At 45.0% G+C, this 11,540-nt stretch carries 9 protein-coding genes; 2 read left to right on the forward strand and 7 right to left on the reverse strand.

What is annotated here, in order from left to right; translation table 11 throughout:
• Window positions 1–474: 474 nt before the first annotated feature.
• The 7 genes from ACSW3C_RS17935 to dnaA form a co-directional block, all read right to left on the reverse strand.
• Window positions 475–1,578, reverse strand: a complete 1,104-nt coding sequence (locus ACSW3C_RS17935; RefSeq protein ID WP_486564213.1) for an HD-GYP domain-containing protein — start codon at window positions 1,576–1,578, stop codon at window positions 475–477.
• Window positions 1,579–1,697: 119 nt separating this feature from the next.
• Window positions 1,698–4,217, reverse strand: a complete 2,520-nt coding sequence (gene gyrA / locus ACSW3C_RS17940; RefSeq protein WP_486564215.1) for a DNA gyrase subunit A — start codon at window positions 4,215–4,217, stop codon at window positions 1,698–1,700.
• 66 nt (window positions 4,218–4,283) lie between these two features.
• On the reverse strand, window positions 4,284–6,206 hold the full coding sequence (gene gyrB, locus ACSW3C_RS17945; protein ID WP_238079836.1) for a DNA topoisomerase (ATP-hydrolyzing) subunit B: 1,923 nt from the start codon (window positions 6,204–6,206) through the stop codon (window positions 4,284–4,286).
• A gap of 80 nt (window positions 6,207–6,286) precedes the next feature.
• Window positions 6,287–7,405: a DNA replication/repair protein RecF gene (recF, locus tag ACSW3C_RS17950; protein ID WP_486564217.1), complete on the reverse strand. Its 1,119-nt coding sequence runs from the start codon at window positions 7,403–7,405 to the stop codon at window positions 6,287–6,289.
• The gene (gene yaaA / locus ACSW3C_RS17955; RefSeq protein WP_486564219.1) at window positions 7,395–7,634 is read right to left on the reverse strand and encodes a S4 domain-containing protein YaaA; all 240 of its coding nucleotides are present in this window, start codon (window positions 7,632–7,634) and stop codon (window positions 7,395–7,397) included. Before yaaA ends, recF begins: the two co-directional genes overlap by 11 nt.
• A gap of 97 nt (window positions 7,635–7,731) precedes the next feature.
• On the reverse strand, window positions 7,732–8,868 hold the full coding sequence (gene dnaN, locus ACSW3C_RS17960) for a DNA polymerase III subunit beta (protein WP_486564221.1): 1,137 nt from the start codon (window positions 8,866–8,868) through the stop codon (window positions 7,732–7,734).
• Window positions 8,869–9,034: 166 nt separating this feature from the next.
• Window positions 9,035–10,384 (reverse strand): chromosomal replication initiator protein DnaA, encoded by a 1,350-nt coding sequence (dnaA, locus tag ACSW3C_RS17965; protein ID WP_238079824.1) that lies wholly within the window; start codon window positions 10,382–10,384, stop codon window positions 9,035–9,037.
• A gap of 533 nt (window positions 10,385–10,917) precedes the next feature.
• Between dnaA and rpmH the strand changes: the two genes are divergently transcribed.
• Together rpmH and rnpA are read left to right on the forward strand one after the other, a co-directional pair.
• Window positions 10,918–11,052, forward strand: a complete 135-nt coding sequence (rpmH, locus tag ACSW3C_RS17970; protein WP_144926158.1) for a 50S ribosomal protein L34 — start codon at window positions 10,918–10,920, stop codon at window positions 11,050–11,052.
• Between the two features lie 114 nt (window positions 11,053–11,166).
• Window positions 11,167–11,511: a ribonuclease P protein component gene (gene rnpA, locus ACSW3C_RS17975; protein ID WP_486564223.1), complete on the forward strand. Its 345-nt coding sequence runs from the start codon at window positions 11,167–11,169 to the stop codon at window positions 11,509–11,511.
• The last annotated feature ends 29 nt before the right edge of the window (window positions 11,512–11,540 follow it).

The following is an 11,540-nucleotide window of genomic DNA, read 5'->3' on the forward strand; positions in this document are numbered from 1 at the left end:
ATTAAGATGTCAATTTTGAATCCGAAGATTCGTGTTTGTCTTCTTCCCGACGAGGTCGGGTTCCGACTTTATTGTTGACGTTTTGCTGTTCAGTTTTCAAGGTTCATGTTTGTTGTTGCCGTATCAGCAACTCTTATATCTTATCACTCTGTTCACTTCATGTCAACACTTTTAAAAACTTTATTTCTAAATGTTTTTTGATTGGTTTAGTGAAGTGCAACGTTACTTACTATACCAGTTACTTATTTTCTTCGCAATAGTTTTTTTAGAAAAACCTTAGATTTTTATCCTTTTGTTTATTCCTACCGGCATCTCCTTCAAAACTCTCTATGATATAACGGGATAAAAAACGTGCTTTCCTATTACATTTCATTAGGAAAACACGTAATAGTAATTAAAATGCTAACAAGTAAAACTGCTCTTTTAGACAGTTACCATTCAAATTCGTCCCTTGCTCTTGCCATATCTATTCAATTACTGCTCCAATACTTTCTCAATAGAGAGTGAACGTTTTGAAGCCAGATCGACTGTTTCGCCGGTTGGGAGCTTTTTAATCAACGGGCGCAGCGGAGCATCTCGATGGATGAACATCACTTCTCCCATATCTCCGTCCGATAATTTCACTCTTGTTCCAATAGATATATTGCCAATCAAGCTCTCTAGCGCTTGGACAATCTTAATATCAAACTTGCCGAATTCCTCTTCTTTGATCATTTCCAACACCTTATAGGGTGATTGTTTGGATCGATAAATCCGTTCGGACGTCATGGCGTGGAAAACATCGGACACTGCCAGTATTTGTGAGTAAACCGATATGCTCTCCAATTTATCTCCTCTCGGATAACCGCTGCCATCCAGCCGTTCGTGATGCTGGAAGATTGCCAGCTTCATTTCCTTACGTAGTAGCGGCGTGTCTTGCAGCATTTGAAAGCTGAAAATCGTATGTTTTTTTACTTCGTTGTACTCCTCTCTCGATAGAAAGGCCGATTTTTCGGTTATTTGCGGGTCGATTTTTGCCATGCCGACATCGGCAAGCACGCCTGCCAGGCCTACCTGCAACGCATCTCCAGATGGATAACCGAGCTGCTTGCTAATTGCGGCTGCCAAGATGCCCACTCCTACCGAATGGTGATATAAATAATCTTTCGACTCGGATAATTCATTTAGAGAAATCAACATATTCTTGCGGGTAGCGAAGGATTCCAAAAGGGGCACTACGGTTTGACGCACTTTTGCAATATCCACCTTTGCACCGGAACGCCAGCCCATGAACTCCTTTTTAAAATTTCGTACTGTTTCATAGTATTGTTTCCGAAGAGTCTCTCGGCTAATGGGCATATTTTTCAGCATGTCAGCGGTAGACATGGCTTGGGAATCTTTGTCCTCGTCAGTCAATTTGTCGGGAGCTACCCGCTCTTCGACCTTCACCCGTGTCACTCCAAATGCTCGTAATGCATAAAGATGTTCCGGCGTCAGCTCCGTGTCTTTGCGCATGATCGGGTATTTTGTTTTGACGAAAACGTCTTCCTTTAATAGGATACCGGGGCGTAAGTCGCTCGTGTTCTTATAGAGTTCCATTACTGTTGGTTCACCGCTTTCGAGTTCTTTGTGACTATTATACTCCATATTTTTGGAATAAACTATGAAAAAAGTTGCTGATCCTGCAAATAGCAGAATCAGCAACTTCCATATTTCATTTATTCTTCATTCTGCGTTTCAGTCGAAATCTCTTCAGCCGGTTCTAACTCCGTCAAGTCATCCCCGGATTCCTCTGCTTCCTCTTCAGGTTCTTCTTTCTCCACCTTGGCAACAGTGGCAACGAGCTCATCCTCGCCAAGACGGATGAGGCGAACGCCTTGTGTGCTCCGGCCAATTGAGGAAATATCCTCAATGTCCATGCGGATCAGAATGCCGTGAATCGTAATAAGCATCAAATCTTCCGTGCCATTAACAGTCTTCATGGCGACAAGCTGGCCGTTCCGCTCTGTTACGTTCAACGTCTTTAAGCCGTAGCCGCCACGGGTTTGAATCCGATATTCTGATTCTGGTGTCCGTTTTCCGAACCCTTTTTCCGTGACGACAAGGATTTCATCGCCTTCTCTGACCGTATCCATTCCGACAGCGACGTCGCCTTCCCGCAGGCGGATACCTCTCACTCCGCTTGCAACCCGGCCCATCACACGGATATCTTCTTCATGGAATTTGATCAGCATGCCGTTTTTCGTCCCGATTGCGATCTGTTCATTACCGCTCGTCATCCTAACGCCAATCAGTTCGTCATCACCGCGAAGTGTGAGCGCGATCAGACCGTTAGACCGGATATTGGCAAAGTCAGAGATCGGTGTTCGTTTTACAACTCCTCCACAAGTAGCGAAGAAGAGATATTTGTCTTCCTCGAACTTTTCAATTGGGATCATCGCTGTAACTTTTTCATTTTTGTCAAAATCCAATAGATTGATGATCGGCAGACCCTTCGCTGTTCTGCTATATTCAGGGACTTCATATCCTTTTTTCTTGAAGACCCTGCCTCGGCTTGTGAAGAAGAGGATCGTATCATGGGTTGACGTGTTCAGGAGATGTTCCACGAAGTCATCGTCATTTGTCCCCATCCCTTGGATGCCTCGGCCACCACGGCGTTGGCTTCGATACGTATTAGCCGGCAATCTCTTAATGTATCCATTATGAGTTAGTGTCAAAACAGAATTTTCAACAGGAATGAGATCTTCGTCTTCCAGCATTTCAGAACCGCCCATTGTAATATCCGTTCTGCGTTCATCCGCAAAACGGCGTTTCACTTCTAACAGTTCCTCCTTGATGATGTCGACGACTTTCTGTTCGTCCGCCAAAATTGCCCGCAATTCAGCAATCAAGACAAGAAGCTCCTGATACTCAGACTCGATTTTGTCGCGTTCCAAACCAGTCAAACGCTGGAGACGCATATCGAGGATCGCCTGAGCTTGACGGTCTGATAGATCGAAACGCTCCATCAGGCCGTGTTTTGCTTCATCCGTCGTTTTGGATGCCCGAATCAAAGCAATGATCTCATCGATATGATCGAGTGCAATACGTAAACCTTCCAAAATATGAGCCCGGTCTTCCGCTTTGTTCAAATCAAATTGCGTTCTGCGGCGGATGACGACTTTCTGGTGCTCTAAATAGTGATAGAGAATTTCTTTAAGCGCCAGAATTTTCGGCTGCCCATCGACCAAGGCGAGCATATTGATGCCGAAGCTCGATTGCAAGGCAGTATGTTTATATAAATTATTGAGAAGAACGTTGGAATTTGCATCCCTGCGGACTTCGATTACAATCCGCATGCCTGTGCGATCTGATTCATCCGCTAAATGAGTAATGCCTTCGATTTTTTTATCGCGCACCAGCTCAGCAATTTTCTCAATCAATTTTGCTTTGTTTACTTGGTAAGGAATTTCCGTCACAATGATCGTTTCTTTACCGTTCGCTTGCTGCTCGATTTCGACTTTTCCGCGGATGATGATGGAACCTCGTCCGGTCTCATAAGCTCTGCGGATTCCGCTTCTTCCCATGATGATTCCACCTGTAGGGAAATCGGGACCCGGAATGATTTCCATCAATTCATCGGTCGTAATAGCCGGGTTGTCTGCGAGCGCCAATACCCCATCAATCGTTTCACCTAAATGATGCGGCGGGATATTGGTAGCCATACCGACTGCGATACCTGACGTACCGTTCACTAAAAGATTCGGGAAACGGCTCGGGAGGACAATCGGCTCCTTCTCTTGCCCATCGTAGTTGTCTTGATAATCAATGGTGTCTTTGTTAATATCACGCAGCAGTTCCATCGCAATCCGCGACATTCTGGACTCGGTATAACGCATCGCAGCTGCCGAGTCGCCGTCGACGGACCCGAAGTTCCCGTGTCCGTCCACTAGCATATAGCGGTAGTTGAAGTCCTGCGCCATCCGGACCATCGTGTCGTATACGGCACTGTCGCCGTGCGGGTGATACTTACCGATTACGTCACCAACGATACGAGCAGATTTTTTATGTGGTTTATCAGCTGTGTTTCCTAGGTCCTGCATCGCGTAAAGAATACGTCGGTGCACCGGTTTCAAACCGTCTCGGACGTCCGGAAGTGCACGGGACACGATGACACTCATCGCGTAATCGAGGAAGGATGTCTTCATCTCCGTACTAATATTGATTCCTTGGACACCGCGGTTCGGCATATCAGCCATGTTGTCAAACTCCTTTCAACTCAGGCAATCTCTTTATCCATCTAGATTTTCCTGATCACAAGCCTATCAAGTATCCAAATTCTTGACGTACATTGCGTTCTCTTCAATGAATCTGCGGCGCGGCTCTACTTCATCACCCATGAGTTGTTCAAAGGTTGAATCGGCATCGAGCGCATCTTCGAGATGAACTTGAAGCAATGTGCGCACCTCCGGGTTCATTGTCGTTTCCCAAAGCTGGGTCGCATCCATCTCACCTAGCCCTTTATAACGTGTAATGGCCGGCTTTGGAACTTCTGGCAGACGGTTCAGGATCTCTCTTAATTCCACTTCGTCAAAGCAATATTCCTCATGTTTCCCTTGCTTCACCCGGTAAAGTGGCGGCTGGGCAATGTAAACATATCCTGCCTCAATCAATGGGCGCATGAAACGGAAGAAGAATGTAAGCAATAATGTCCGGATATGGGCACCATCGACGTCGGCATCGGTCATGATGACAATTTTGTGATATCGCGCTTTCTGAAGATCGAACTCATCTCCGATTCCTGTTCCAAGCGCAGTGATCATCATACGGATTTCCGCGTTGCTCAGGATTCGGTCGAGTCTTGCCTTCTCAACGTTCAATATCTTACCGCGCAGAGGCAGGATCGCTTGGAAATGACGGTCCCGTCCGCTTTTTGCGGATCCGCCCGCCGAGTCACCCTCAACGATGTAAAGTTCGCTGATAGCCGGATCCCGAGAAGAACAGTCGGCAAGCTTGCCTGGAAGACTGGATACTTCCAGTACTGATTTCCGGCGCGTCAATTCGCGGGCATTTTTTGCCGCAATCCGTGCTCGGGCAGCCATTAAGCTTTTATCAATAACGAGTCGTGCCGTCGTTGGGTTTTCAAGAAGGAAACGTTGGAAGCTTTCCGAAAAGAGCGAGTTCGTAATGGTGCTCACTTCGGAGTTTCCTAGTTTCGTCTTCGTCTGCCCTTCAAATTGCGGGTCTGGATGTTTAACAGAAATGATGGCGGTGAGCCCTTCGCGGACGTCATCCCCCGATAGATTCGGATCTGCTTCCTTCAGCAAATTGTTTTTGCGAGCATAGTCGTTAATGACACGCGTCAAAGCTGTCTTGAAACCGGACTCATGCGTACCGCCTTCGTACGTATTGATATTATTGGCAAATGAATAAATGTTCTCCGCATAACCGCTATTATATTGCATAGCAATTTCGATGGAGATGCCATCTTTTTCACCCTCAATAAAAATCGGTTCCTCGTGAATCGGTCCTTTGTTTTTGTTCAGATGCTCGACATAGGATTTGATTCCGCCTTCGTAGTAGAAGGTGTCCATCCTTTTTTCCTCTTCCCGGTCATCTGTAATGCTGATGCGCAGCCCACGGTTCAAGTAGGCCAGCTCGCGCAAACGATTGGCGAGGATGTCATATTCATATACAGTCGTTTCGGTGAAAATTTCTGGATCGGCTTTAAAACGGGTCGTTGTTCCTGTTTCATCTGTCTCTCCGATGACTGTCAGCTCCTGCGTCGGAACGCCTCGCTCGAATTTAATCGAATGGACTTTGCCATCGAGTTTGACATATACTTCCGTCGCTTCGGAAAGGGCGTTAACGACCGAAGCACCAACACCGTGCAAACCGCCGGATACTTTGTACCCTCCGCCACCGAATTTTCCGCCCGCATGCAGGACAGTCATAATGACTTCAACTGCTGGACGGCCTGTGGATTCCTGAATGCCGACTGGAATTCCGCGTCCATTGTCATCTACACGGATCCAATTATCCTTCTCAATCGTGACCTCTATGTGATCGCAATAGCCTGCGAGCGCTTCGTCGATACTATTATCGACGATTTCCCAAACGAGATGGTGGAGCCCTCTCGAACTTGTTGTCCCGATGTACATGCCGGGCCGCTTACGAACTGCTTCCAATCCTTCAAGAACTTGGATCTGATTGGCATCATAAGCTGTCTGCATGTCTTTCTCTTCCATTGCCAACGTGTTCACCTTTCCTTTCTGAACCATACATATAACGATGAACCTGCCTAGCATAAGCAGGGGATTTTGGTCTCTTATTCTCTTTTGAATACAGTGCCAGCATCCACTTCGAACAATTCGGCTTGCCGTATCGTTTCGTGGTCAATGCCCGAAATGTTCGTTGTCGTAACAAAAGTCTGCACTTGGCCTTGCATAGTGTTCAGAAGATGCGATTGGCGATAGTCGTCCAGTTCTGACAGGACATCGTCCAGGAGCAGGACTGGTGTTTCGCCAACCTCTTGTTTGACCAATTCTATTTCTGCCAGTTTCAAGGACAGAGCCGTTGTGCGCTGCTGTCCTTGAGAGCCGTACGTTTGTATATCATAGCCATTTACAAAGAAATGGAGATCATCACGATGAGGGCCGACTAATGTGACGCCTCGTTCTAACTCCCTCCGCTTCGCTTCGTGCAATTTTTGGCTGATTATCTTTTCCATCTCTTCCACAGTCTGCCCAGAATCAAGTTCTTTTAAAGTACCGTACGATACTTTTAATTGCTCGAGGCCTCTGGAAATCCCTTTATGAATCGGTTCCGCCCATTTTTGCAGTAATTCCATGAAGTAAAAACGCTTGCGTATGATTTCCACCGCAACCTGAACATACTGTTCCGTGTAGATATCGAACATAACGTCATGAAAATCAAGCTTGCCTCGGTTCTCTTTCAAAATGGCATTGCGTTGCTTCAAGACCTTTTGGAACGTCAATAAATCATGAAGATAGACAGGTGAGATTTGACCGATCTCCATGTCGAGGAATCTCCGCCTGATCTGCGGGCTGCCTTTTACGAGGTTTAAATCTTCCGGGGCAAACATGACAACGTTTAATTGTCCAATGTAGAGGCTTAGGCGATTTTGTTCCAAATGGTTGACCTTCGCTTTTTTGCCTTTCTTCGAAATGGTCAATTCTAGGGGAAGCCGACCATACTTCCGCTGGATCTCCCCTTCTATTTTAGCATACTCTTGCTCCCAGCGTATCAGTTCACGATCATTTGAAGTGCGATGGGATTTCGCCATGGACAATACATAGATCGCCTCCATGATATTTGTCTTGCCCTGCGCGTTTTCTCCGATGAGTACATTGATTTTCGGAGAAAAAGAGAGATCGAGTGAAGGATAGTTTCGATAATTCGTTAAAGCGAGCCGCTCAATGTGCATCCGCTTGACCACTTGTAGCCGAAACTATTTTAAACCGGCCTATGCCAGGAATGTTAACAAGATCGCCATCATATAATTTTTTTCCGCGCCGGCGTTCTTCTTCTCCATTTAAGAAAACGGGATTTTCTTCCAAAAACCATTTGGCCATGCCGCCTGAACTGATGGCATTCGTCATTTTCAACACTTGGCCCAGCGTGACAAATTCAGTATCGATCATCAACTTATCCATTTACTTCCATCCTTCGCATTGTAATCTGTCCTTCTATTTTACCTAATTTTCGACCGTAAGTAAAAAGGATAGTCAACTCATTGACTATCCTTCAAGATCAAAATGTTCGCACCGGTAAAATGAGCTGGAGAATGGCATCATTGTCGGCGGATTTCAAAATGAACGGACGCATGGCACCAGTAAAGTGGATGGCAATATCCTGTCCATCAATCGCTTTTAAAGCGTCCATCATATATTTTGCGCTAAAGGAGATTTTCAAATCTTCCCCTTTTACATCAATGGCTTCGACCGTTTCTTCAACCTTCCCGACTTCAGGAGAATTCGAAGAGATTTCCAGTACTTTACCTTCATCTGCAGAGAAACGGACGATATTATTCCGTTCTTCCCTTGCGAGAAGCGATGCACGGTCAATAGCCTGAAGCAGCATTTTGCCGTTCACAGTCACAGATGTTTTGTATTCAGAAGGAATCAAGCGGGAAGTGTCCGGATAATTTCCTTCAAGCAATCTGGAATAAAACAAGACATTCTTTGTTTTGAACAGGACTTGTTGATCTGCAATGACAATCTCCACAAGATCAGAGTGATCAGGGAGAATTTTATTCAATTCCTGAAGGCTTTTGCCTGGAATGACAACACTGAACGGGCTTTCAGGCATTTGTTCCGGCTGTACAGTACGGCGTGCGAGCCGGTGACTATCCGTTGCGACACATGTAAGGCTGTCCTCAGTCGCATCCCAGTGAACCCCTGTCAAAATAGGCCGTGTTTCTTGTTGGGAAACCGCAAACACAGTTTCACGGATAATCGATTTCATCAGATCCGCTGGCAATGAAAAACGGTGATCGTCTTTTACATTCGGCAAGATTGGGTAGTCATCTGCATTGGAACCGATCAGGTGGAATTCCGATTTGCCTGAGTGGATATGAGTCTGCGTTCCGTTTGAAACTTCGATCGTTACATCATTGGTTGGCAATTTCCGAACAATTTCACTGAAGAATTTTGCCTGAAGCACAATACTTCCCGGTTCTATCACACGGATCAGCTGCTCCCCGTTTTCTTCTACAGGAATGAAGGTGCAGATTGTAATATCTGAATCGCTTCCTGTCATCCGGAGTCCTTTTTCGTCTACTTCAATTTTTATCCCCGTCAAAATAGGAACCGCGACTTTTTGACTGATAGCCTTCATGACATCTGTCAGACCATCGAGCAGGCGATCCCTCATAATCTCAAATTTCATCTCGATCCCTCGCTTATATATGAATTAATTATTAATAAAACAGTAATAGTAGTAATAGGGGCTGTGGATATGTGTATAAGCTTCTTAACCTCTTAATTTAAAAAGATATTCACATGTGCATAAAGTGTGCGCATGTGTGAAACAGTTATTCTATTTTATCCACAGCTCAACCGCGTCCAAGTGCGCTGCGCAAATCTTGGATGTCATGTTGAAGTGCCTGATCCTCTTTTAACTGTTGTGAAATCTTCTCATGGGCATGGATGACAGTCGAGTGATCCCGTCCGCCAAATTCAGAACCGATTTTCGGCAAGGACGAATCGGTCAGTTCACGGGCCAGATACATAGCCACTTGACGTGGAAATGCGATGGCACGTGTCCGTTTTTTCGCTGAAAAGTCCTCTAGCCGGATATTAAAATGCTCTCCGACTGCCTTTTGTATATCTAGGATCGTAATGGTACGCGGCCTGGAGTTTGGAATGATATCTTTTAATGCTTCCGCAGCCAGATCAGGGGTGATATCCATATTGACTAGGGAAGAATAGGCGACGACTCGGATGAGTGCCCCTTCCAGTTCCCTAATATTCGTATCAATCTGATTGGCTATATAGAGCATCACTTCATTCGAGATATCGATCAAGCCGTCAGCCTTCGCCTTCTTTTGCAATATCGCAATCCGTGTCTCCAAATCAGGAGGAGCGATATCGGTAATCAGGCCCCACTCAAATCGCGATCGAAGACGGTCTTCCAGCGTAGGAATCTCCTTTGGAGGCCGGTCGCTCGAGATGATAATTTGTTTGGATTCTTCATGGAGCGTATTGAATGTATGGAAAAATTCCTCTTGGGTCTGTTCTTTTCCAGCAATGAATTGAATATCATCTATCAAAAGCACGTCCACATTCCGATACTGATTCCGGAATTCGCCGGCTTTATTATTCATAATGGAATTGATGAACTCATTGGTGAATTTTTCGGATGATAAATAGACGACTTTCGCTTCAGGATTTTGCTCCAGAATATAATGGCCGATCGCGTGCATTAAATGCGTTTTTCCGAGACCGACGCCACCATAGATGAACAGCGGATTGTATGACTTGGCAGGTGCTTCCGCCACTGCGAGTGATGCAGCATGCGCAAAGCGGTTTCCTGAACCGATGACGAACGTATCAAATGTATATTTGGGATTCAGCATGACAGATGCTGACGGCGTTTGAACTTTTTCGACCTGTTTTCCGACCGGTTTTGGCACAGGAAAATCATGCTGTTCCATCTCTTCGGGAACAACAAACTGAATAAGCCGATCTTCACCCGTCAGTTCGGACAGGATGCCAGTAATCAAATGGACATAATGAGTTTCAAGCCAATCCTTCGCGAATGAATTGGGAACGGCTATCGTCGCGTTTTCCTCGCCATAGGAGATGAGTTTTGTAGATTTCAGCCACGTTTCAAAACTTGGCCGGGAAATCTTTTCTTCCACTTTCGACAAAACTTCATTCCATAGATTTTCTAACTGATCCAATCTTGCGCCTCCTTTTCTATCGAAATTTACTCGGAAATATGTATTATACACAGTTTTCAGCGTTGTGGATAACAAAAATCCAAAAGTGTTGAAAAAATTATCCACAACATATTAACAATTGTGGATAAAGAGTCGGCTTGTTTATAATGTTCACAACAAAATCTTTTTCATTGTACCAAGGAATCGTAAGGATGACAAGGTGTTAGATAAGTTATTCACAATGCGGGCAGCTGTGGACATTTGTTTTATCCACAGCTTTTCATATGTGAAAAATTTGTCGATAAGTGTTGTGCATAAAAAAAATCACTTTTTGATTTGCTCACAAGTTGTCCCGATGAAATGATTTTAGGATTGTGGATAAATAATTTTTGTTTTGCAATCGTTCTAAGGAGAGAATCAAAGAAAGAGATCGAAACGGCAGTTGAGGCAAGGATAAAAAGATGCAGAAAAGTTGTTGACTTTATCTGTCAAGCCCTTTATACTGTTCAAGACTGTCACATACGTAGATGGACAATGCAGGAGGTGTCTTTGAAATGAAACGTACATTCCAACCAAATAAACGTAAACGTAGTAAAGTTCACGGCTTCCGTGCGAGAATGAGCTCTAAAAACGGCCGTAGAGTTCTTGCAGCTCGTCGTCGCAAAGGAAGAAAAGTGCTTTCAGCATAAGACCACTGTCCTCAGTGGTCTTTTTTTCTCGTTTAGGGAGAATGCCGACTTATTTCACTTTCCTTAGGAAATGATAGGTCGAGGGAAAGAATCGACGAAAAGCAGGTGAACAACTTGAGAAAACGGCAGCGGATTAAGAAGAATGAAGAGTTTCAAAAAGTATTTAAAAGCGGCAAGTCGTTTGCAAATCGGCAATTTGTCGTATATGTGTTGCGGAAAGAGGAGCAGACCGAATTCCGGATCGGGCTTTCCGTCGGAAAAAAGATCGGGAATGCCGTTATGCGTAACCAAATTAAGCGTTATATCCGTCAAGCGTTTCTCGAGCTGAAGGATGAGCTAAGAAATGATGCGGATTACGTCATTATCGCCAGACATCAGGCGGCCAACTTGGATTTTCATGAAACGAAAAAAAGCTTGCAGCATGTTTTGCGGATCGCAAAAGTGTTAAGGAAGAAGTAGAACGTTATAAATGTTCATGATAAACTGAT

The organism is Sporosarcina sp. AD_1 (assembly GCF_057373025.1).

What these genes read in the sequence shown, in the direction of transcription:
- rpmH (WP_144926158.1), top strand. Translation starts at nt 10,918, where the DNA reads ATGAAACGTACATTCCAACCAAATAAACGTAAACGTAGTAAAGTTCAC.
- recF (WP_486564217.1), bottom strand. Translation starts at nt 7,405, where the DNA reads ATGCACATTGAGCGGCTCGCTTTAACGAATTATCGAAACTATCCTTCA.
- gyrB (WP_238079836.1), bottom strand. Translation starts at nt 6,206, where the DNA reads ATGGAAGAGAAAGACATGCAGACAGCTTATGATGCCAATCAGATCCAA.
- ACSW3C_RS17935 (WP_486564213.1), bottom strand. Translation starts at nt 1,578, where the DNA reads ATGGAACTCTATAAGAACACGAGCGACTTACGCCCCGGTATCCTATTA.
- yaaA (WP_486564219.1), bottom strand. Translation starts at nt 7,634, where the DNA reads ATGGATAAGTTGATGATCGATACTGAATTTGTCACGCTGGGCCAAGTG.
- gyrA (WP_486564215.1), bottom strand. Translation starts at nt 4,217, where the DNA reads ATGGCTGATATGCCGAACCGCGGTGTCCAAGGAATCAATATTAGTACG.
- dnaN (WP_486564221.1), bottom strand. Translation starts at nt 8,868, where the DNA reads ATGAAATTTGAGATTATGAGGGATCGCCTGCTCGATGGTCTGACAGAT.